Source organism: Stenotrophomonas rhizophila (assembly GCF_007667275.1).
Lineage (GTDB): Bacteria > Pseudomonadota > Gammaproteobacteria > Xanthomonadales > Xanthomonadaceae > Stenotrophomonas > Stenotrophomonas maltophilia_AE.
Window position 1 is genome coordinate 432,028 of record NZ_VDQT01000004.1, and the last position, 20,910, is coordinate 452,937.

Here is a 20,910-nt window from a genome sequence, read left to right on the forward strand (position 1 = left end):
GGGGCAGCCACGCAGGGCGTGGCTCTACTCCAGGAGCTTCGCCCAGCCCTGGGTGCCGTCCAGCCGTGCCAGCACCAGCTTGATGCAGACCAGCAGCGGCACCGACAGCAGCAGGCCGACGATGCCCCACAGCCAGCCGAACACCATCAGCGCCAGGATCAGGATCAGCGGCGAAATCGCCATCTGCCGCCCCAGCACGATCGGGGTCACGATCTGTCCTTCGATGGTATGCAGGGCCAGGTAACAGGCGGCCGGCAGCATCGCCTTGAACGGATCGCTGAACTCCACGAAGCCCATCAGCAGCATCAGGGTCACCCCGATCAGCGGGCCCACGTAGGGCGCGAAGTTCAGCAGCGCGGCCACCGTGCCCCACAGCAGGGCTTCCTGCAGGCTGATCCCGAGCAGCAGCAACACCCCGGAAAACACCAGCCCCACCAGCGTGTTGATCACGGTGATGGTCAGCACATAGCGCGACACCTCGCGTTCGATCGAACGCAGGATGTCGGCGGTGAAGCGCTGCTGCTGGCGGCTGGGGAACAGGGCGATGGCATGCCGCTGCAGGTTCTGTCCGTAAATCATGAAGAACAGGGTCAGCAGCACCACCGCCAGCACCGACGCGGCCAGCCGCGGCGCGCGGGTCAGCACCTTGTAGGGATCGTCCAGCTGGGTGCGCACCACCTGTACCCGGCGGCTGCCTTCGCCGCCGGCCACGCGGGCGAAATTCTCCGCCGCCAGGTTGGCCTGCTGCACCGGCTTGGTCAGGTTCTGCACCTGGCGGGCGACCTTGCGCAGCTGCTGCGGGGCCTCCTGCGCCCACTCCATTGCTGGACCGATCAGCTGCACGCCCAGCGCGGTGGCGCCGCTCAGGCCCACCCCGATCACCAGCACCGCACCCAAGAAGCGCGGAATCCACAGCCGGCCAAGGAAGCGGATGATCGGGTTGCCGACCAGCGCGAAGAACATCGCCAGCAGCACCGGCAGGATCACCTCCTGCGCGGCCCACAAGGTGAAGCACACCGCCAGGAAGGCCAGCACCACCAGCGACATCGGCGCGCGTGGGCGCGGTGCGGGCGGCGGGGGCGCGACGAGGTCAGCGTCGGCAGGGGAAGGCGCAGGAACGCTCATGCAGGTCGCACGCTGGAGAGGAGACGCATTATTGGGCAACCCGGGTGCGTGCGGCGTGTGGAGTCGGTAGCGCCGGCCGTTGGCCGGCTTACGGGTTACGGAGGGCCGGCCGACGGCCGGCGCTACCGGTCAACGTTCGGAAACGTCGGTGGCTGCTTCCGCCGGCTGCGGCTGTGGCTGCGCCGCTTCCTGCGTAGCGGTCACCCGGGCCCTGGGCGCAGCGGCAGGCGCTGCCGCCCGCACGGGTGCCAGCGGGGTGGGGTCGACCGCTTCTTCCACCTTGTCGGCCGCCTGCTCGGCGGTATCGGCGGCCTCGCTGGCCTGCATCGAGGCGAATGCCGCCTGCGCGCTGGCCATCAGGTTGGACACCGAACCGATCATCTGCAGCCAGCGCGCGCCATGGAAACGGGTCTTGCCCGGTTCCAGCTTGCCGGCGATGAAGCCGCCGACCAGGCCCACGCTGACGATGCGCAGCGGCGTCCAGCCCTCCCGCCAGGCCTGGCTGAGGGTGAACCAGTTGCACTGGGTCTCGTCGACCCGGATCGACACCACTTTTTCCGCGCGCTTGACGCGGTGGCGCAGGGCTTCGAATTTCATGGCGAACGCTCCGTGCCGTCGTCCTGCGCTTCGGCATCATCATCGCTGGGCTCATCGAACAGTCCCAGGCGCGCCAGCTGCCGACGCGTGGCATGCATGCCGGTATGGCGGAAGAAGAACGACACCCGCCAGATTGAGTAGCCGGTCACCGCCAGGCTGACCAGTGAGGTGACCAACAGCGACTGGAACCAGGACAGGCCCCAGCGCTGCATCAGCGCGATCAGAGTGCCGGCCAGCAACAGCCAGGCCGAGGCGCCGAACACGATCGCCACCCCGCTCCAAGCCAGCGCCCGACCGAACGCGCTGCGCGCCAGGGCGAATTCGAACGACGCCAAGCGCCGCAACGAACGCAGGGTGTGCTTGCCCGAATCAACGGTGGCACGCCCGGCCTGGCCGATCTCGCGGATGCTTTCATCCAGGCGCGGCGCGCCGGCATCGCCGTCGGGTGGAGCAGATGCTCCACCGTCCGGGGTCGACTGTGCTTGATCGCTCACGCCGACTTACTTGTCGCCGCCGCTGCGGGCCAGCTTGGCAATGATCCAGCCAGCCGCGAAGGCCACGCCGAACGAGGCCAGCGGGCGCTCGCGGATCAGCTCGGCGGCGCTGTCGACCAGGTCCTTGCCCTTGTCCATCAGCGCATCGACCTGTTCCTTGGCGGCGGCACCGCCGAATTCAGCCGCGGCCAGACCCGACAGTGCGGTGTCGGACAGCTCGGCCTTGACGTTGGCACGGCCAATGCGCAGCTCGTCGCCGGCCGCACCGGTGGCGCCCTTGATCGCACCGCCGGCGGCGCTGGCGGCCGACTTCAGGTGCGAGCCGGCTTCGCCCAGGTGTTCCTTGAGGTTTTCGGTGTTGGTGGGGCTCATTATGTGTCTCCGTTAGGTAAGCGATGGGGCAGGTGACCGCGGAAGAACCCGTCGGCAACGAACACAAGGTAATAGCACCGGGCGGGTGTAGAGGGCGTCAGCTGGCGTGATCCGCACGCGAAGGCGGGCTGACCGGTTCAGCGCATCACCAGGTCGCCGCGCGCGTTGCCGCGCACGATCCGCAGCACCAGCTGCTGCGGCGGCTTCTGGAAATTGGCGCGCCAGCTGGCCAGGTCGGCGAATTCACCCACGCTGGCCTGGATGATCACATCGCCCGCGGCCAGCCCGGAGTTCGCTGCACGGCTGCCGCGCTTGACCTCGCTGACCATGACCCCGCCGTCGCCGGCCTGGCGCAGCGTCTCGGGCAGGTCGACGAAGGTGGCGCCTGCGAGGCGCGGATCCAGCGACTCGCCAGCCACCGCACGCGGCTGTTCCTTCAGCGTGGCCTTGAGCTGCAGCGCCTTGCCGTCGCGGCGCACGTCCAGGTTCAGCGCGCTGCCCACCGGCTGCAGGCCTTCCACATTGTGCAGCGCCTGCGCGCTGTCCACGCGCTGGCCGTTGGCCGCGACCACCACGTCGCCCGGCTTCAAGCCGCCCGCCGCCGCGCCGGAACCGGCCAGTACGCGGGTAACCAGCGCGCCACGTGCCTCGCTCAGGCCCAGGTTCTGCGCCAGCGCCTGGGTCAGGTTCTGCGCCTCGATCCCCAGCGTGCCGCGCACGACCACACCATGCTTGACCAGCTGGTCCACCACGTCGCGGGCGAGGTTGGTGGGGATGGCCAGGCCCAGGCCGATGTTGCCGGCCATGCTGCCCTGCGGATTGAAGCTGGCGGTGTTGATGCCCACCAGCTGGCCCTGCAGGTTGACCAGCGCGCCGCCGGAATTGCCCGGGTTGATCGAGGCGTCGGTCTGGATGAAGTTCTGGTAGCCCAGCCCGCGGATGCCGGTGCGGCCGACCGCCGACACGATGCCCGACGTCACCGTCTGGCTGAAACCGAACGGATTGCCGATCGCCACCACGAAGTCGCCCACGCGCAGTTGTGCGCTGTCGCCGAGCGGCAGCGCGGTGAGCTTGTCGGCCGGAATGCGGATCAGCGCCACGTCGGTGTCGCGGTCCGAACCGAGGAACTCGGCCTTGACCGTGCGCCCGTCCGACAGGGTGACCTGCACGTCGTCGGCGTTGTCGATCACATGGTGGTTGGTCAGCACCAGGCCCTCGGCAGCGTCGATGATCACCCCCGAGCCCAGCGATTCATTGATGCGCTCCTGCGGCACTTCCGGGAACAGGCGGCGGAAGAACGGGTCATTGAAGTACGGGTTGCGGACCCGCACCACCTGCTTGGTGTTGACGCTGACCACCGCCGGCATCACCCGTTCCAGCATCGGGGCCAGCGACGGCAGCGGCTGCCCGGCCACCGACGCCGGCAACGCAGCCGTGGCCGGAATCGCCAACGATGCCGGCGCCGCCTCGGCGCGATTGTCCAGGTGGGCGTTGATCGCGGAGGCGACGAAGCCACCGAAGGCGGCAGCAAGTGCGAGCGTAAGCAGGGTCGGAAGCGGTCGCATGGGAGTCCGGGTTGGGGCAGGGAACGGGTATACGGTAATTCAAGCGCCTCGAGTCTGTCCGGCAACGCCTGAAAACCGGATGAGCGGCGCCCGCCACACCCGGTCGCCGGTACCGCGGATCCCGCTCGGCAGGGAACGGCCGGACTGCACCAGGTCGCCAGAAAACCGTCGCACCTCCCCGGTAGGGTCGGTCCCCAGACGACCGCCAATAGCGCCCATCGCCCCGGTAACGCATGGACCCCAAACGAAGAAACGCTCCACCGCCCCAGCAGAAATTCCCGCACATCCAGCGCACTTGTGCAGGAAAGGGCAACGGAATGTCCGCGCACGACCATCAATTCCAGACCCGCACCACCCGCCGCCACGCACGCGAAACGCGCCACGCGTGCACGCGCGGGAAACACGCGCACCGCTGTTTTAAAGCGCTTTTCCACACCAGCACGGCACACGCGTGTTGCATTCGTCGCATCTCCGCAGCACATCCGCGCCTCATCCGCTGCGACAAGACCGTTCCACCCGGGACCGCGCCGGTATAGCATCGCCAGCGAAATCACTGACCAGGCCCCTCAGGAGGGCAACATGAGCAACGGAAATGGTGTGACCGCGACCCTGTCGCAGGGCGTCGAGAGCGTGAAAGAAACCGCCGAAGGCGTGGGCGAAACCATCGCGCACACCGCCGAAGAAGTGGTCGCCAAGGTAAAGAAGACCGCCAAGCGCGCGCGCAAGGCTGCCACCACCCAGGTGGCCAAGGTCACCAAGGCGGTCAAGAAGGCTGAGAAGACCGTCGCCAAGAAGGCCGACAAGGCCGCCAAGTCGGTGGGCAAGACCCTGGCCAGCGCCAAGAAGAAGCTGGAAGCGGCCAAGTCCAATGCCAAGGCCGAAGCGGCTGCGCTGACCAAGAAGGTCGCCAAGAAGAAGGCCGCCGCCGACAAGGCCGTGACCAAGACCACCAAGGCCGCCAAGAAGGTTGCCGGCAAGAAGGTCGCCACCGCCAAGAAGGCCGTGACGAAGAAGACCGCTGCGGCCAAGAAGGTCGCCGGCAAGAAGGTCGCAACTGCCAAAAAGGCTGTCGCCCGCAAGTCGGCCACCGCCAAGAAGGCCGTGACCAAGAAGACCGCGACCGCCAAAAAGGCTGTCGGCAAGAAGGTTGCTACCGCAAAGAAGGCCGTTGCCAAGAAGTCGGCCACCGCCCGCAAGGTTGCTGGCAAGAAGACCGTGGCCGCCCGTAAGACGGTTGGCAAGAAGGTCGCCACCGCCAAGAAGGCCGTAGCCCGCAAGTCGGCTGCCACCAAGAAGGTCGTTGGCAAGAAGACCGCTACCGCCCGCAAGACGGTCGGCAAGAAGGTCGCCGTCGCCAAGAAGACCGTGGCCCGCAAGTCGGCAGCCACCAAGAAGGCCGTCGGCAAGAAGACGGCCGTGGCCAGGAAGGCCGTCGCCCGCAAGGCCGCCCCGGCCAAGCGCGCTGCCAAGACCGTGGCTCGCAAGGCCCCGGCCAAGCGCGCCCGCAAGTAAGCGTCAGCACGGCGCCTGCCCCCGGGCGGGCGCCGTGAGCACCCACGTGAACACGCCGCAGCAACGCCGCTTCCGGTAGAACGCAGGACCATCCAGCCACCACGGCGGGGAGTCTGCACACCGATGCGCAACCTGGACTTCAGTTCCTGGCAGGCCATGCTCTCGACCCTGGTCGGGCTGGCCGTCATCACCCTGGTCGGCGTGGGTATCCGCCTGGTCTTCATGCAGACCCTGCAACAGCGCCGCGAGCGCGAGAACCGCCAGATCAACGAGCGCCTGCGTACCCTGATCGCCGCTTACAAAACCCTGGGCGGGTCATTCACCGGGGCGCTGCACGTCGACCCCCGCCACCTGCGCGACCTGCGCCAACTGCCCGGCGAAGAAGACGACACCCTGGATCTGCCGCGCAACACCGGCAGCGACCGTGCGCGCCGGATCCGCGATGCGGTGGAAGCGGCGCTGTCCGACATCGTGCTGCTGGGTACCGACGAACAGGTGCGGCTGGCCGCGCATGCCGCCAATGAACTGGCCGAAGGCCGCGCCGTGCCCACCGCCGAACTGGTGGTATCGCTGCGCGACTTCATCCGCGAAGCGCTGGACCTGGCGCCCATTCCCACCGGCGTAACCATTCCCCGCCAGGGACCCGCGCGTCCCGCGCCGGGGGGGACGCGCGGCAAACCTGATGGCGGCGACCGCAGCGGCGGAAAGGGCGGTGCAGGTGGCGGCATGGGGGGCATGGGCGGCGGCATGGGCATGGGCAGTGCGCACCGGATGGACGACGACAGCAGCCATATCCGCTGAACCGGGTGGGTGGCTGCCTGCGTCGTCGCCGCCGTCCGGTCGAGGATTACCGCTTGCCGTCCAGATCCACGATCGGAACGAAGCCGCCATAGATCATCCGCTTGCCGTCGAACGGCATCGGGTTTTTCTCCGGATCCATGCGCGGGTCGCTCATCATCTTCTCCATGCAGGCATCGCGCGTGGACTTGTCCGGCCACTCGACCCAGGAGAACACCAACGTTTCATCGTCCTTGGCTTCGACCGCGCGGAAGAAGTCGGTCTGCTTGCCGCGGGGGACATCATCGGCCCAGCATTCGACGACGCGTATGGCGCCGAAGTCGATGAATACCGAGTCGCCTTCATTGGCGTGATCGATGAACTTCTGTTTGTTGGCGGTGGGTACGGCCAGTACGAAACCGTCGATATAGGACATCTGCAGCCTCCGGTCACCGGTGCGCCAGGATGGGCACCTTCACAGGTACGACGCATGGGCGTGGGGGAAATCGACAGTGCGCCTGGCCTCCGTCAAATCACGTGATGGCTGCCTGTTCATGCGGTGTCATCGCGCAGAATCAATTGCTTGTGCGCGGCGCGAGCCACACGGGAGTGGGTCGGGGGTCAGAAAAACCCTAACCACAGTGAGGAACATCCTGATGTTTACGGGACCGTGTTCAGCACACTATGCAGAGGCCGGGCAGGGCCTACCCCAAGAGACCTGCGGTGCGACGCCCCAGCTGCGTCAGCCGGTGCAATACGGAAGATGGGCGCGTTAGCCGACTACTCCCCAAGAGCGGCTTCCCCAACGCGCGACGCCCCGCGAGGGTATCGTCGTGACCGGATTCCATTCTGCGTTGCCGTGCCGTTCTGGCCGGTATGCCGCTCCAGGATTGTTTGCGAACGCTCAGCTACCGCGCTGACACGCATGGCGTGTCACTACGTCACGCGTTGTGCACGGCACGACATTGCATTGCGCGCGTATGACACGCGCCGACTGAATGGTTGCCGAAAATTCGCTGCGTTGAAGGTGGCCTACTTCAGGGCGCGTTGTGTCGAATAACGGAGAATTTACATTCCCGATGCAGAAGCCGCTTGCGCCACTGCACGACCGAACAAGAAAAGGTGTACCCCCATGAAGACTTCCCTGATTGCCCTGGCGCTGGCCGCCGCTCTGCCGTTCGCTGCTTCCGCTGCCGAAGGCCTTTCCTACAATTACGCCGAAGGCGACTACGTCAAGACCGATGCCGACGGTGGCAAGGCTGACGGTTGGGGTGTCAAGGGTTCGTACGGTTTCCTGCCGAACTTCCATGCGTTTGGTGAGTACAGCCAGCAGAAGACCGACATCGGCGACTTCAAGATTGACCAGTGGCGCGTGGGCGTGGGCTACAACCACGAAATCGCCACCAGCACCGACTTCGTGGGCCGCGTTGCCTACAACAAGTACGACCCGAAGGAAGGCCTGGACTTCAACGGCTACAGCGCCGAAGCCGGTATCCGCACCGCGTTCGGCGACCATGCCGAAGTCTATGCCATGGCTGGCTACGAGGATTACAGCAAGAAGCGTGGCATCAACCCGGACGGCGAGTTCTACGGTCGCCTCGGTGGCCAGGTGAAGTTGAACCAGAACTGGGGCATCAACGGCGATATCAAGATGGATCGCCACGGTGACAAGGAATGGTCGGTCGGCCCGCGCTTCAGCTGGTAAGCGGCGTCTGATCGCTCCGCTGCGCGCCTGAACGGCGCAGCGGCAAGGCCCGGCACATTGCCGGGCCTTTTTTGTGCGCGCGAAAGGCGTACCGACCAACGGTCGGCACCTACCACCCCATACACCGGTAGGCGGCCACCGTTGGTGGTCGCGCACGCGCAGCAGCCGGTAGGCGGCCACCGTTGGTGGTCGCGGCCCCGCAGGCGATAATGCCGCCGCCTCCCGGAGAACCGCATGTCCCAGCCGACCCCACCGCAACAACCCCGCGTCGGCTGTGGTGCCGTCATCCAGCGTGCCGATGGCGCCGTCCTGCTGGTCAAGCGCGGGCGCGCCCCCGAGCAGGGCCACTGGGGCCTGCCCGGCGGCAAGGTCGACTGGATGGAAAAAGTGGAAGACACCGTGGTGCGCGAAGTGCTGGAAGAAACCGGCCTGCGCGTCGCGTTGGAGCGGCTGCTCTGCGTGGTGGATCACTTCGAGCCGGCGTTGGGCCAGCACTGGGTGGCACCGGTCTACCTGGCGCGCACGCTGGACGACACTCCGGCCGCATCGCTCGAACCCGAGGCGATCCTGGCCGTGGACTGGTTCGCGGCCGACGCATTGCCCGCCCCCCTGACCCGCTCGGCCACCGAAGGCCTGGCGCGGCTCGCCGAGCCGCGCTGAGCCGCGCGCTAGCGTCGTGCGGCGGCAGCGTCGCCGCGCGCCACCGCTTCCACTTCCTCGCGGCTGGCACACGCGGCATCGCCCGGCGTGGTCATCGCCAATGCGCCATGCGCTGCCCCCAGTTCCACCGCCGCCTGTTCACCGAGGCCTTCCAGCAGGGCATGCACCACCCCGGCCACGAACGCATCGCCGCCGCCGACGCGGTCCAGCAGGTCCACTTCGCGCGCGGCCGAGACGAACAGGGCCTCGCGGTTGCGCAGCGCGCCGGCCCAACCGTTGCGGGCCGCGTTGCTTGCATCGCGCAGGGTGAACGCCACAGCCTGCAGGTTCGGGAAACGCTCCAGCGCCCGCAGCGCCGCCGCATCGGCTGGGCCCACATCCATCGGTGTCTCGCGACGGCCCAGGTCGGCCAGGTCCATGCCGAGGCAGGCCGCGAACGAGTACTCGTCGCCAATGAGCAGGTCGCACTCGGCGGCGATCGCGCAGTTGCCCTGCCGCGCCGCATCCGGATCCGGGTGGCTGTTCCACAGGCTGGCGCGGTAGTTGAGGTCATAGGACACAGCCACGCCATGCCGTCGCGCCGCGCGCACCGCGGCGATGGCGGTCTGCGCACTGTGTTCGGACAACGCGGCGAAGATGCCACCGGTGTGCAGCCAACGCCCCCCGAGCACGCCGAACAGGGTGTCCCAGTCATACTCGTCTGCCTGCAGCTGGGACGCCGCGGAGTACGCGCGGTCGGACACGCCCAGTGGCGCACGCACCCCAAAACCCCGCTCGGTGAAGTTCAGCCCCATGCGGGTGTTGCGGCCGATGCCGTCGTACCCGCGCCAGATGATCTGGCTGGCATCCACCCCGCCGGCCTGGATCAGCTGCTGCGCCAGCAGCCCCAGCTCATTGCGCGGCAGCGCAGTCAGCACCGCGGTGGAATGGCCGAACGTGCTGCTGAGCCCGCGCGCCACGTTGTACTCGCCGCCGCCTTCCCACACCTGGAACTGCCGCGCATTGCGCACGCGGCCTTCGCCGGGGTCGAACCGCAGCATCACTTCGCCCAGCGCCATCGCAGCCCAGCGCGGGGTAGGGTGGGGCGCCAGCTGGAACCGTTGCGCGCTCATCGTGCGGTGCACCCGAGCAGGGCCAGGTCCACGCCTTCGGCCATGCGCCGGTAGCCTTCGTCGTTCGGGTGCAGGAAATCGCGGGTGATGGCTTCCGGCAGGAACTCCGGCTTGGCCGGGTCGCGCAGGATCCGGTCGAAGTCGATCAGCGCATCGAAGCCACTGCGGCCACCGCGCATCCAGGTGTTCAGCGTGGTGCGCGTGCCGGCCGATACGGGTTCGTAGCGGTCCGACCCACCGAACGGCGTGATCGTGGCGGCGATCGCGCGGATGCCGTTGCTGTGCAGGCGCTCGGCGACCTGGCGGTAACCCAGCACCATGTCCTCGGCATTGCGGCCCGGCACCGGTGGGGTGCCGCCGTCATGGCGGATATCGTTGATGCCTTCGAACAGGATCACCCGATCCACGTGCGGCAATGCGATCACATCGCGGTCCAGCCGCGCCAGCGCGCTGTGGCTGCGGCCATGGTCCATCACCTTGTTGCCGCTGATGCCCGCATTCACCAGCACCACCTGGTCAGGGCAGGCCTGCTGCAGGCGGGCGGCCAGCAGTGAAGGCCAATCGCCGTTGCTGCCGCGCGTGGCGGTGCCCCCTTCGGTGATCGAATCGCCCAGCGCGACCACCACGATCGGCGTGCTGCTGCGCTCGGCCAGCACCGCCGACACCACGTTCTGCCGGTAGGCCAGCTTCACGCTGTCGCCCACCTCGGCATGGCGGCCATCGGCAATCCGCAGCGCAGTGCGCCGCACCGCCGGCTGGGTGGGTTCGGGGAAGTACACGGTGAGCGAGACATCAGCCAGCGCCGGCACTGCCATCGGCACCGGGTCGCTGAGCAGCACCGCGCCCACTGGCACGGTGACCTCGCTGCGACCGTTGAAGGTCACCAACTTGGCCGGGGTGGCCTTGCCGGTGCGCTGCGCGGTGGCGCCGCCGATATGCAGCGGCGCCACGCCCAGCTCATTGGTGATGCGGAAGCGCAGCGCAGTGGCCGAGCTGGCCAGGCGCATGTCCTGGCGTACGGTTTGGTTGGCGAACTGCACCGGTGCTTCCGGCGCGCCGTCCTGACGGTCGGGCGCCGGCGAGGCGGTCCAGGCCGGTACCCAGACCTGGGCCTGGCTGGGCAGCGCGGCGGCGCTGGTGACAAGTGCAAATGAAAGTGCAGTGATCCAGCGCAGCATGGCGGCCCTCCCAGGCGGTCAGCGTTCTATCAGGAGAAGTAGGTGCCGCCGTTGACGTCGACGTTGGCACCGGTGATGAAGCCGGCCGCGTCCGAGGCCAGGTACACCGCGGTGTCGGCGGCTTCCTGCGGACGGCCCTGCCGGCGCAGCGGGGTGTTGCCGGCCACGGCGGTACGCACTTCCGGCTTGGTGAACTCGTCATGGAAGCGGGTGGCGATCATGCCGCAGCACAGCGCGTTGACGCGGATACCGCGCGGCCCCAGTTCCTTGGCCATGGCACGGGTGAAGGTCATCACCGCCGCCTTGGCGGTGGCATAGATCGAGGCGCCCGGGCCACCGCCATCGCGGCCGGCCTGCGAGGCGAAGTTCACGATCGCGCCGCCCTCGGGCATGTGCGGCACCACCGCATGGGTGGTCAGGTAGACCGAGCTCATGTTGAGGTCCATCACCTTGTGGAAGAACGCCGGGTCGATCTCGGCCAGCGGGCGGCGCTGCACCATGCCGCCGGCCACGTTCACCAGCACGTCGATCCGTGGCCCGAACGCAGCCTGGGTGGCGGCAACCATGCCGGCCACGGCCTGCGCGTCGGTCACGTCGGCGCGGTGCACGATGGCGGTGCCGCCGGCGGCCTGCACCTGCTGCAGGGTCTCCTGCGCGCTGGCTTCGTCATTGGCGTAGTTGATGCACACCTTGGCGCCGGCCGCGGCCAGCTTGAGCGAGATCTCACGGCCGATATCGCGGCCGCCACCGGTGACGATCGCCACCTTGTCCTTGAACTGATTCATTTGTTACTCCAGTGATGCGAGGGGGAAAAGGAAATTCAGCGGTGCGGCGGCGCGTCGACCTTCTCGACGCGTCCGGTCACCAGCCACAGGGCGAGCAGGGAGGCGGGCACCAGCGCCGCCACCAGGATGAAGATCGGTGCGTAGGACTCGCGGGTCATCACCGGCACCAGCCAGGTGGTGATCAGCGTGCCGGCCACCGCGGCCATGCCGCCCAGCCCGGCCAGCGAGCCCACCGATTTGCCGCTGAAGATGTCGCCGGGCAGGGTCTGGATGTTGCCGATGGCGATCTGGAAGCCCAGCAGCACGAAGGCGATGGTCACCACCGCCCACACCGGGTCGGTGGCCAGCACCGCGCCCACCAGCGCAGGCGCCATGATCGCCCCGCCCAGGGTGATCACCCATTTACGCGCGCGGTCCACGCTCCAGCCGGCGCCGATCAGCCGGCCGGACAGCCAGCCGCCGCCGAGGCTGCCGATCATTGCGCCCACATAGGGCACCCAGGCGAAGATGCCGATCTGCTTGATGTCGAAGCCGAAGGTATCGGCCAGGTAGATCGGCAGCCAGGACACGAACAGCCACCAGATCGGGTCCAGGAAGAAGCGCGAGATCAGGATGCCCCAGGTCTGCCGGTGGCCCAGCAGCTGGCGCACGTTGGGCGCGTACTCGGCCTTGGGCACCGCCGGCTGTTCGGCCGGCGCATCCAGGATCAGCGCGCGCTCTGCGGCGCTTACCCACGGATGTTTGTCCGGGCCGGCGCGGTAGATGACCAGCCACGGTAGCAGCCAGACGAAACCGATCGCGCCGATCAGGATGAACGTGCCGCGCCATCCCAGCCACAGGAACAGCACCGCGATCAGCGGCGCCGACACGATCGCGCCAACGGACGCGCCGGCATTGAACACGCCCTGTGCCAGAGCCCGTTCGCGCGCCGGGAACCATTCCGCATTGGCCTTCACCGCACCCGGCCACGCGCCGGCTTCGCTGATGCCCAGCATGGCCCGCACGATGCTGAAGGACAGGATCGAATGGGTGACCGAGTGCAGTGCGATCGAGATCGACCACACCGCGATCGAAAGCGCGAAACCCAGCCGGGTGCCGATGATGTCGAACAGCCGGCCGAACACGAACTGGCCGGCGGCGTAGAACAGCATGAACACCGTGACCAGCAGCGCGTAGTCTTCCTTGGTGGCGCCCACGTCCTTGGAGATCTGTGGCCACATCACCGCCAGGGCGTTGCGGTCGATGTAGTTGATCACCGTGGCCACCGCGATCAGGGCCACGATCAGCCAGCGTACGTAGGACGTTGCCTTGCTCGTGATCTTCATTTGCCGTCCTTGCCGCTGGCGGTGTCGAAGCGCTTCCAGCCGCCGTTCCAGGTCCAGCGCTGGCCGTTCCCGCTCACTTCGTGCGTGCCGCCCTTGGACGGATCATCGGCCACCCCCAGTGCCACCCGCTTGCCGCCCGCCAGCGCCAGCACCAGCACGCTGGCGTCCTTGCCGCGGTAGTGGGTGATCGCATCGATGCGGCTGTTGGCGCCGCGCACGGTTTCGGCCGTGCCGTCGTACTGCCCATGCGGTTCCAGCACGCCGTAGAAGGTGGTGCTGGCCTGGCCATCCACGCGCTGCAGCAGCAACGGCTCGCGGCGCAGGTTGAACGACGGGTCGTTGGCGCCGCTTTCGCCGATCAACGCACGCGATGGCGCGGTGCTGGCGAAACGGTAGGTATAGAAGCGCCCATCCAGCAGCCAGGTCAGGCTGCGGGCCTCGGCGGAGGGGTCGCTGGAGGCATCCACCCACACGTGCTGGTAGCCGTTGGCCGTGCCCAGCACCGGCCGGGTGGCCACGGCCGATTGCGCCTTGAAGCCGACGTCCATGATGTGGCCGTTGAAGTGCAGCGGCAGGTCGTAGCGGGCCGGTTTGCTGCCGTCCACGCGCAGCAGGTCCAGCACCACCGGCTGGCCCAGCGAGGGGTGCGACAGCAGCGCCTGGGTGCGGGTGAAGCTCACGCCGTCGTACGCACCGTCCATGCGTGCCGACACGATCTGGGTGTCGTCGGTCACCGCGAACAGCAGCGGGACCGGCGACAGCGGCTGGCCCTTCTTCCAGTCACCGCCGAAGTGGCTCTGCTCGTTCACCACCAGCGTGTTGTGCGCCAGCGTCTGCCGCGCCCAGCTGGTGTTCTCGGGCAGGTAGATGCCGCCGGACTTGGCTTCGATGTTGAGGAAGCGCGCCGCGCCGTAGTCGGTGACCACGCGCTGGCGGTTGTCGTAGAACAGCCAGTTGAGCTTGTCGAAGTGACCGTGGCCCATGCCCTGCTTGGTGTTCTTCATCACCAGCGCCTGGCCGTTCTCGCCACCCATGCGCAGGATCGCCAGTGCGCCTTCGGTGCCGTCCGGACCGTCGCGCAGCAGGGTGGGCACGAAGTCATAGGGCTTGGCCTTGTTTTCAGCCAGCGCCTTGGCCACCTGCAGCCCTTCGGGCGAGAGCAGCACGCGCTTCTGGTCCTTGGCGACCGACAGCAACCGTGCATCGCCGGTGTTGGCGTACGCGATGTCGATGCCTGCCACGAGCTCTTCGGTGTCCAGCCCCTTGTCCAGGATCGCGTCGTTGATCGGGATGAAGTAACCGCCATAGCTGCTCTGCACCAGCGCATCCACTGCCTTGAGCAGCACCCCGTCGCGGCGCTTGAAGATTCCTCGGTCGGGTTCGTTGCGCTGTACAGCATTCGCGAACAGGATGAACGGCGCCAGCGCATACCGCTGGTAGTACGGGCCTTCCTCGTAATAGCCATCCGGCGAAAACAGCTGGTCCACCTGCTTGAGGAAGCCGGCGCTGCCATCGCGCCTGCTGCCCTTCAGCGCCTGATCCACCAGTACCGGATCGCGCAGCACATAGCCGGTCATGCCGGTGGCGGCCACCGCCCAGGTGGCGTGGTTGTGGATCTTGTCGAAATTCTCCGGGTTGCCGCTCAGGAACCGCGCCATCGCCCGGAACACGTTGTCGTCGATGGTGCGGCGTTCGTCGGCGGTGAGGCTGTCGCGGATCGCGTCGTAGCCCTGCACGGCGTTGACCAGCCACACCGAATCATTGAGGGTCTGCCAGAACAGTCGCCCGGGAATCTGCCCGCGTCCTTCCGGATGCGCCCCCAGGCCGGGGTACAGCTTGGCGTAGCCGAGGAGCACATCGCGCGCGAAGTTCGCATACGCCTTGTCGCCGGTCAGGCGGTACAGCGCGCCCGCGGCCTGGATGGCCTGGTAATTGCGCTTGTGCTGTTCGTGGGTGTAGCCGCCGCCCTTGTCCTTGGGTACCGGCACGTCGATGCCGGCCTTCATCATGGCACGCACGAGTTTTTCCGCACGCGCCTGTTCCCTGGCGAACATCGGGTAGCCGGCACCGTCGCGGCGCATCTGCTCCCACTGCGCGGCGGTGACCAGCACCGGTGCGGTGTCGGCCTGGGTGCCGCGCGCGGCGGCGCTGGGCGCCTGCGCGTGCGCGACGGGCAGCGCGCAGGCGCTGAAAGTGGCCGCCAGCAGCAGCATCAGGGGCGTGGAACGCGTCATGGCAAAGTCTCGGCTGGAAGATCGGACTGCAGCGCCGCCGTAGCGGTGAACGTGGTGTTGCGCAGGCGCAGCGTGGGCTCGCCGGTCTGGTGGGTGAACCGCACCCGGCCGCTGCGCAGCCAGGTGGTGTCGCTCAGGCTGGCCTGCTGCACGCCGTGCAGGCGCAGGCTGGTATCGCCGGCATTGCCGACCTGTTCCAGGCGGCTGCCGCGGAGCTGGAAGGCCGGGCCGAAGGTGCTTTCATCGGTGCCGCCGCGGTAGAGGTTCACCAATGGGCCGTCGATCCGCTGGAACACCGAATCGACGATGTCCACGGTTTCGGCGTTGTAGGTGCCCAGGTCGTCGGTCTCGGCGGCCGCGGCGATCACGCTGCCGCTGATGTCGCGCACCGTCACCCCCTGCAGCCGGATCGACGCGGCGAACGTGCCCTTGCCGGTGTTGATCACATCGAAGGCCTTGTTGCTGCTCAGGTCGTGGATGCGGCTGTCGGCGATGTCCAGCGTGTAATCGAAGGCCTGGCTGCCCGGCGGCACGCGGATCACCGCATTGCCGGCGGCGTCCGGCGCCAGGCTGCCGTCGATGTCGAGCCCGGCCAGGCGCAGCGAACCGCCGGGGCGGATCTCGAACAGCGACGGCCGCGAAAAGCGCAGCGTGGCCTTGCCCTTGGCCGGACCCACCACGCTCAGCGGATGGTCCACCGCCAGCACCTGGCTGATGCGGTAATCGCCGGCCTGCAGCTGCAGGCGGTCGCCCGCGGCGCTGGCCGCCACCGCTGTCACCAGGGTGTCTTCGCCCGGCGCCACGCGCTGCTCGCGGCCGCTGTCCAGCGCGGTCCGGGTCAGCTGCTTGGGATACCACGCCACGCCGACCTGTTCGCGCGGAACCGGCGCCAGGTCGCGCGGTGCGCCGACCTCGATGCCGGCCGGCGGATACAACAGCCCGTTGGCCGCGCGCTGCAGGGTGAGGCTACGGCCCTGCACGCCGTTGGGGAAACCGGGTGATGCCGTGGGGCTCTGCACGTTGCCGCTGAAGGCAATGCCGGAAAGGTCGCCCTGCGTGCGCAACAGCTCGCCGCTGCCATCGCCGACGAACAGGTTGTCGGCGAGCCTGCTGCGCACCGGCATGGCGTTGCGCTCCTCGTCCAGCCCGGCACCGAGGAACAGGTAACGCGCCTGCACGAAGCTGTTGTGGCGGATCAGCGCGTTGTCCACCTGCTCATAGCGGTTGAGCGGTGCATCGCGGGTGCCGGCCATCACCGCCAGCGCCGCGGCGAAGCCGTCGCCGGCCACCCCTTCGAAGTAGTTGTCGCGCACGATCTGGTCGCGGTTGATCACCCGCACCCCACCGGTGTGCGCCTTGCCGTTGCCCAGGAACACATTGCGCTCCACCACGTTGCCGTGGCCGTGGCGCAGCACCATCGAGCCGCGCGATTCCTTGAACACGTTGCCGCGGTAGAGGTTGCCGCCGGACTTGTTGGAGACGATCTCCACTTCGCCATCGCAGTGCTCGAACCAGTTGTTCTCCACCACCGTGTTCGAGGCCGACTGCGAATCGTGGCTGGTGCCCACCCGGATGGTCTCGCCGCCGTTGCTGCCCAGGTTGGGGCGTGGCCCGAACCAGTTGTGGTCGATGCGGTGGCGGTTGTCCAGGCCGCTGGTGGCGTTGCGTACCACCACCAGGGTGGTGCCGGCGTTGGTCTTGCCCACCAGCTGGTTGTGGTCGAAGCGGTTGAAGCGGCCGTACATCGCCACCCAGTTGTCGGACTGGGCGCGGTCGGGCTTGCTATAGCCGTCAATCACGATCCCGGTAACCCGGCTGTGCTCGGCCCAGGCCTTGGAGGAGCTGCGGAAGCTCACCACCTCGCCGCCCGGCGCCCAGCCATCGCGGAACACCAGGTTGGACACCTCCAGATAGGCGCCGGCCAGCCGAAGCTGCGACTGCCCGCTGAGGATCACCTTGCCCGGGGTCTGGGCAGTCAGTCGAATTGGTTGACCAATTGTACCGGTGCCCGTCAGCAGCAGGTCCATATCCCGCCAGATCCCGTCAGCCAGAACGACGGTATCGCCCGGTTCAAGGCCCTTGGCAGCGGCAGCGTACCCAGCCGCGTCGTGCACAAGATACTCAGCCGACCAGGCAAACCCAGGGCAGAGGAGCAGTGCCAGAATGGTAGGGGCGGTTCCCAAACGCCCGCCCGTACGGCCCATCGGCGCTTTAACGCACGGACCCCACCAACGCCAACGCTTCACCGCCTTACCCTGACCCACATCATGTTGCTGTGCCACCGGCTAACCCTCCCAGATCACCATGGACGCCAACGCGAGTCCGGATGGTAACAGCCTCCACCGCGCAACAGTCAACCAGAATCGCATACCACTTTAGACGCATCTGGTAAGCGCTTTGCGCAAAATCCTGCTGCATCCGCACATAAAAGTGGTCCTAACTGGTCTAGGTGCATCACCGGGGTAGACTTTAGTACCAATTCATTGACATTGGTCTTCCAACCGTGAATCTTCCGGATCGAATCCGTGTAGTCGGACGATCCATCCTGGGAGGGAGATCACGATGTTGCATGACCGCCGTACGGCCTCGCCACGAGGCCTCCGCCACACCGCGCTGCACAGCGCGCTGTTCTACGCCCTGTGCGCTACTGCGGCCGTGCCGCTGGTGCACGCGCAGGACGCCGCCCCGGCCACCGCGCCAGGCCAGCAGGCCACCACGCTCGACCAGGTCCAGGTGACCGGTACCCGCGGCACCATCCAGACCTCGATCGACAAGAAACGCGAGGAGACCGTGGTTTCCGATGTGCTGTCGGCGGAAGACATCGGCGACCTGCCGGCGCTGTCCATCGGCGAAGCCATCGAAACCATCACCGGCGCGTCCACCCACCGCGAAAAGGGCGGCGCCTCGGAAATCTCGATCCGCGGGCTGGGCCCGTTCCTGGGCTCGTCCACCTTCAACGGGCGCGAGGCCACCAACGGCAGCGGCGACCGCTCGGTGAACTTCAATCAGTTCCCGTCGGAGCTGATCAACACCGTGGCGATCTACAAGACCCAGCGCGCCGACTTCGTCGAAGGCGGCGTCGCCGGCACGGTCAACATGGAAACCGTCAAACCGCTGGAGTACGGCAAGCAGACCATCCAGCTGGACGGCCGCGGCACCTGGCAGGAGTACGACGACCGCCTCAAGGACGGCGATGGCGTGGGCTGGCGCGGTACCGCCAGCTACATCGACCAGTTCGAGTTCAGCAACGGCGGCAAGCTGGGCGTGTCGCTTGGCCTGCAGGCGCTGGAAGGCAGCAACCCGGAAGAAATGTTCTCCAGCAGCACCACGTGGGCCGCCTGCGATGGCCGCGAAGTGGTCGGTGCCACCCGCAACTGCACCCAGGTCAACGGCAACGACGTCGCCAACGGCGCGCCGTACTACCTGGTGCCCGGCAGCCGCCTGTACCGCCAGTTCATCGAACACGACAAGCGCGATTCACAGTTCGGCGCGCTGCAGTGGCGGCCCAACGACGCGGTCGAGGTCAACCTGGATTACCAGCACTCCAAGCGCGACTACACCGAAGACCGCTCCGACCTCACGCTGTCGTCGATGATGCGCAACATCAACAACCGCGTGGTCAGCGATGACGGTGCGTTGCTCAGCCACACCGGCAGCACCACCATCGATTCCACCGGCAATTTCCTCGAGCGCAACGAGGAATACACCGGCGGTGGCCTGAACCTGATCGTGCGGCCCAGCCCGGCGTGGATGCTGTCCACCGACCTGTCCTACTCCAATACCGAACGCTCGCAGATTGAACGTTCCACCCGCCTGCGCGCCGGCCGTACCGACATCAACGGCAATCCGGTGGCGGGGATCAAGAACACCCGCTACGTGGACTACACCTACGACTACAGCGGCGACGTACCCAGCATCCATCTGGATCCGGCGTTCGACGTCAACAACCCGGACAACTTCACCGATTCGGCGCTGGTCCGGCGCCGCCAGCAGGACCGCGAGCACACCATCCGTGCCGGCCGCTTCGATGCGGCGTTTACTCCGGAAAGCGGCTTCTTCACCGCGCTGAAGGGTGGCCTGCGGCGTTCCGAAGCGACCTACACCGATTTCACCGACACCGTGGATGTCACCACCACCAATGTCGCTGCGATCCGCGCCGCCAACCGCGCATGCCGCCAGGCCTTCCCGCAGGACGACTTCCTGGCCAATGCCAGCGGCAACACCATCGACCAGTGGGCCACCTTCGACAGCCGCTGTCTGTTCAAGGCCTTCACCGGCGCCGACGACACCGGCCTGAGCGCGGACCTGCGCGACCCGGCCAACAACGACGTGACCGAGAAGACCAGCGCCGTCTACCTGATGGGCGACTACAGCAGCGAATGGTTCGGCGTGCCGGTCACCGGCAACATCGGCGTACGCTGGGTGCATACCGACGTGCGGTCGATGGGCCTGCGCAGCGGGCTGGACGTGGTCAACAACCCCGACGGCACCGTGACCCTGCGGCCCACCGGCGACTTCACCCGGCAGGTGCTCAAGTCCAGCAACAACGAGTGGCTGCCCAGCTTCAACGCCGCCTTCGAACTACGCCCGGACCTGCTGCTGCGCGTGGCCGCCTACCGTGCGATGTCGCGTCCGGATTTGGCCGCGCTGGGTTACGGCCGCAGCTTCAACCTGGACGAGGTGGACACCGAGTTCGGCAGCGTCGCCGACGCGCTGGGCAACATCACCGCCACCGGCAACCCGCGCGCCACCCCGCTGATGTCGTGGAATGCCGATGTGTCGCTGGAGTGGTACGCCAACGCCGATTCCATGCTCTCCACCGCCGTGTACTACAAGCAGTTCAACGGCGGCTCGGTGCCGGTGGTGGTGGGTGAGGCGTTCGACATCGATGGCGTGAGCGTGACCGTGCCGGTCGAGCAGCTGGCCACCAGTGACCAGAAGAGCGACCTGATCGGCTTCGAGCTGACCGGCTCGCACGCCTTCTCCTACCTGCCGGGCATCTTCTCCGGGCTGGGCGTGAAGGCCAGCTACAACTACGCCCATTCCAACTTCAAGACCGAAGACCTGCGCCTGGGCGAGTCCACCGACCCGGCCACCGGCCTGGTCACCCCGGGCATCGTGGAGCCGGCCAACATCTTCGGCCTGTCCAAGCACGTGGCCTCGGCGCAGGTGTACTGGGGCCTGGGCAAGCTGGACCTGCAGGCGATCTACAAGTACCGCTCCGACTACTACCAGCAGTTCGTTGGCGACCCCGCGCAGAACCGTTATGTCCGCGACAATGGCTCGCTCGACTTCCGCGCCACCTACAAGGTCAACAGGAACCTGTCGGTATCGCTGTCGGCCAGCAACCTCACTGACGAGCCCCGGGTGTCGGATATGCCCATCCTGGGCAGCTTCCGCGAGTACACCACCTACGGGCGGCGGTATTATCTCGGGGTACGCTACCGGTTCTAAACGAGCGTGATGGTC

Annotated in this window: 17 protein-coding genes; 5 read left to right on the plus strand and 12 right to left on the minus strand. The window is 67.3% G+C overall.

Going from position 1 to position 20,910, the window contains the following annotated elements:
* Positions 1-24 precede the first annotated feature (24 nt).
* The 5 genes from FSZ13_RS15020 to FSZ13_RS15040 all read right to left on the minus strand — a co-directional run bounded on the left by FSZ13_RS15020 (position 25) and on the right by FSZ13_RS15040 (position 4,153).
* Positions 25-1,125, minus strand: coding sequence for an AI-2E family transporter (locus tag FSZ13_RS15020; protein WP_145481076.1), 1,101 nt, complete (start codon positions 1,123-1,125; stop codon positions 25-27).
* Positions 1,126-1,254: 129 nt separating this feature from the next.
* Positions 1,255-1,722: a protein sip-5 gene (locus FSZ13_RS15025; RefSeq protein WP_145481078.1), complete on the minus strand. Its 468-nt coding sequence runs from the start codon at positions 1,720-1,722 to the stop codon at positions 1,255-1,257.
* The gene (locus FSZ13_RS15030) at positions 1,719-2,216 is read right to left on the minus strand and encodes a phage holin family protein (protein ID WP_186308957.1); all 498 of its coding nucleotides are present in this window, start codon (positions 2,214-2,216) and stop codon (positions 1,719-1,721) included. Before FSZ13_RS15030 ends, FSZ13_RS15025 begins: the two co-directional genes overlap by 4 nt.
* Positions 2,217-2,222: 6 nt before the next feature.
* Positions 2,223-2,588 carry a hypothetical protein gene (locus FSZ13_RS15035; RefSeq protein ID WP_070208571.1) on the minus strand — a complete coding sequence of 122 codons (366 nt, stop codon included), beginning with the start codon at positions 2,586-2,588 and terminating at the stop codon, positions 2,223-2,225.
* 137 nt (positions 2,589-2,725) lie between these two features.
* On the minus strand, positions 2,726-4,153 hold the full coding sequence (locus FSZ13_RS15040) for a Do family serine endopeptidase (protein ID WP_145481080.1): 1,428 nt from the start codon (positions 4,151-4,153) through the stop codon (positions 2,726-2,728).
* Between the two features lie 579 nt (positions 4,154-4,732).
* Here FSZ13_RS15040 and FSZ13_RS15045 point away from each other — a divergent pair.
* Positions 4,733-5,665 (plus strand): histone, encoded by a 933-nt coding sequence (locus FSZ13_RS15045; RefSeq protein ID WP_145481082.1) that lies wholly within the window; start codon positions 4,733-4,735, stop codon positions 5,663-5,665.
* 123 nt (positions 5,666-5,788) lie between these two features.
* Complete coding sequence (locus FSZ13_RS15050) at positions 5,789-6,466, plus strand: hypothetical protein (protein WP_145481084.1); 678 nt, start codon at positions 5,789-5,791, stop codon at positions 6,464-6,466.
* Positions 6,467-6,512: 46 nt separating this feature from the next.
* On the opposite strand, the gene FSZ13_RS15055 is transcribed toward FSZ13_RS15050, so the two are convergent.
* The gene (locus FSZ13_RS15055; protein ID WP_145481086.1) at positions 6,513-6,878 is read right to left on the minus strand and encodes a DUF1428 domain-containing protein; all 366 of its coding nucleotides are present in this window, start codon (positions 6,876-6,878) and stop codon (positions 6,513-6,515) included.
* Positions 6,879-7,574: 696 nt separating this feature from the next.
* Between FSZ13_RS15055 and FSZ13_RS15060 the strand changes: the two genes are divergently transcribed.
* Positions 7,575-8,147, plus strand: coding sequence for an Ax21 family protein (locus tag FSZ13_RS15060; protein WP_145481088.1), 573 nt, complete (start codon positions 7,575-7,577; stop codon positions 8,145-8,147).
* Between the two features lie 234 nt (positions 8,148-8,381).
* Positions 8,382-8,807, plus strand: coding sequence for an NUDIX domain-containing protein (locus FSZ13_RS15065; protein WP_145481090.1), 426 nt, complete (start codon positions 8,382-8,384; stop codon positions 8,805-8,807).
* Between the two features lie 8 nt (positions 8,808-8,815).
* On the opposite strand, the gene FSZ13_RS15070 is transcribed toward FSZ13_RS15065, so the two are convergent.
* From FSZ13_RS15070 to FSZ13_RS15095, 6 genes are read right to left on the minus strand one after another with little or no spacing between them, the layout of a single operon-like run.
* A complete protein-coding gene (locus FSZ13_RS15070) occupies positions 8,816-9,919 on the minus strand; it encodes a sugar kinase (RefSeq protein ID WP_145481092.1) in 1,104 nt (367 codons plus the stop codon).
* Positions 9,916-11,097 (minus strand): GDSL-type esterase/lipase family protein, encoded by a 1,182-nt coding sequence (locus tag FSZ13_RS15075; protein WP_145481094.1) that lies wholly within the window; start codon positions 11,095-11,097, stop codon positions 9,916-9,918. Before FSZ13_RS15075 ends, FSZ13_RS15070 begins: the two co-directional genes overlap by 4 nt.
* 29 nt (positions 11,098-11,126) lie before the next feature.
* Positions 11,127-11,882: an SDR family NAD(P)-dependent oxidoreductase gene (locus FSZ13_RS15080; protein WP_145481097.1), complete on the minus strand. Its 756-nt coding sequence runs from the start codon at positions 11,880-11,882 to the stop codon at positions 11,127-11,129.
* A gap of 35 nt (positions 11,883-11,917) precedes the next feature.
* Positions 11,918-13,207, minus strand: coding sequence for an MFS transporter (locus FSZ13_RS15085; protein ID WP_145481100.1), 1,290 nt, complete (start codon positions 13,205-13,207; stop codon positions 11,918-11,920).
* Complete coding sequence (locus FSZ13_RS15090; RefSeq protein ID WP_260844195.1) at positions 13,204-15,441, minus strand: oligoalginate lyase; 2,238 nt, start codon at positions 15,439-15,441, stop codon at positions 13,204-13,206. Before FSZ13_RS15090 ends, FSZ13_RS15085 begins: the two co-directional genes overlap by 4 nt.
* Positions 15,438-17,645 (minus strand): polysaccharide lyase 6 family protein, encoded by a 2,208-nt coding sequence (locus tag FSZ13_RS15095; RefSeq protein ID WP_145481102.1) that lies wholly within the window; start codon positions 17,643-17,645, stop codon positions 15,438-15,440. Before FSZ13_RS15095 ends, FSZ13_RS15090 begins: the two co-directional genes overlap by 4 nt.
* Before the next feature lie 358 nt (positions 17,646-18,003).
* Between FSZ13_RS15095 and FSZ13_RS15100 the strand changes: the two genes are divergently transcribed.
* Complete coding sequence (locus FSZ13_RS15100) at positions 18,004-20,895, plus strand: TonB-dependent receptor (protein ID WP_145481104.1); 2,892 nt, start codon at positions 18,004-18,006, stop codon at positions 20,893-20,895.
* Positions 20,896-20,910: the final 15 nt, after the last annotated feature.

Coding starts and splice junctions, on each gene's coding strand:
- FSZ13_RS15070 (WP_145481092.1), bottom strand. CDS start 9,919: ATGAGCGCGCAACGGTTCCAGCTGGCGCCCCACCCTACCCCGCGCTGG.
- FSZ13_RS15060 (WP_145481088.1), top strand. CDS start 7,575: ATGAAGACTTCCCTGATTGCCCTGGCGCTGGCCGCCGCTCTGCCGTTC.
- FSZ13_RS15090 (WP_260844195.1), bottom strand. CDS start 15,441: ATGACGCGTTCCACGCCCCTGATGCTGCTGCTGGCGGCCACTTTCAGC.
- FSZ13_RS15050 (WP_145481084.1), top strand. CDS start 5,789: ATGCGCAACCTGGACTTCAGTTCCTGGCAGGCCATGCTCTCGACCCTG.
- FSZ13_RS15035 (WP_070208571.1), bottom strand. CDS start 2,588: ATGAGCCCCACCAACACCGAAAACCTCAAGGAACACCTGGGCGAAGCC.
- FSZ13_RS15025 (WP_145481078.1), bottom strand. CDS start 1,722: ATGAAATTCGAAGCCCTGCGCCACCGCGTCAAGCGCGCGGAAAAAGTG.
- FSZ13_RS15055 (WP_145481086.1), bottom strand. CDS start 6,878: ATGTCCTATATCGACGGTTTCGTACTGGCCGTACCCACCGCCAACAAA.
- FSZ13_RS15020 (WP_145481076.1), bottom strand. CDS start 1,125: ATGAGCGTTCCTGCGCCTTCCCCTGCCGACGCTGACCTCGTCGCGCCC.
- FSZ13_RS15040 (WP_145481080.1), bottom strand. CDS start 4,153: ATGCGACCGCTTCCGACCCTGCTTACGCTCGCACTTGCTGCCGCCTTC.
- FSZ13_RS15045 (WP_145481082.1), top strand. CDS start 4,733: ATGAGCAACGGAAATGGTGTGACCGCGACCCTGTCGCAGGGCGTCGAG.
- FSZ13_RS15095 (WP_145481102.1), bottom strand. CDS start 17,645: ATGGGCCGTACGGGCGGGCGTTTGGGAACCGCCCCTACCATTCTGGCA.
- FSZ13_RS15065 (WP_145481090.1), top strand. CDS start 8,382: ATGTCCCAGCCGACCCCACCGCAACAACCCCGCGTCGGCTGTGGTGCC.
- FSZ13_RS15075 (WP_145481094.1), bottom strand. CDS start 11,097: ATGCTGCGCTGGATCACTGCACTTTCATTTGCACTTGTCACCAGCGCC.
- FSZ13_RS15085 (WP_145481100.1), bottom strand. CDS start 13,207: ATGAAGATCACGAGCAAGGCAACGTCCTACGTACGCTGGCTGATCGTG.
- FSZ13_RS15100 (WP_145481104.1), top strand. CDS start 18,004: ATGTTGCATGACCGCCGTACGGCCTCGCCACGAGGCCTCCGCCACACC.
- FSZ13_RS15080 (WP_145481097.1), bottom strand. CDS start 11,882: ATGAATCAGTTCAAGGACAAGGTGGCGATCGTCACCGGTGGCGGCCGC.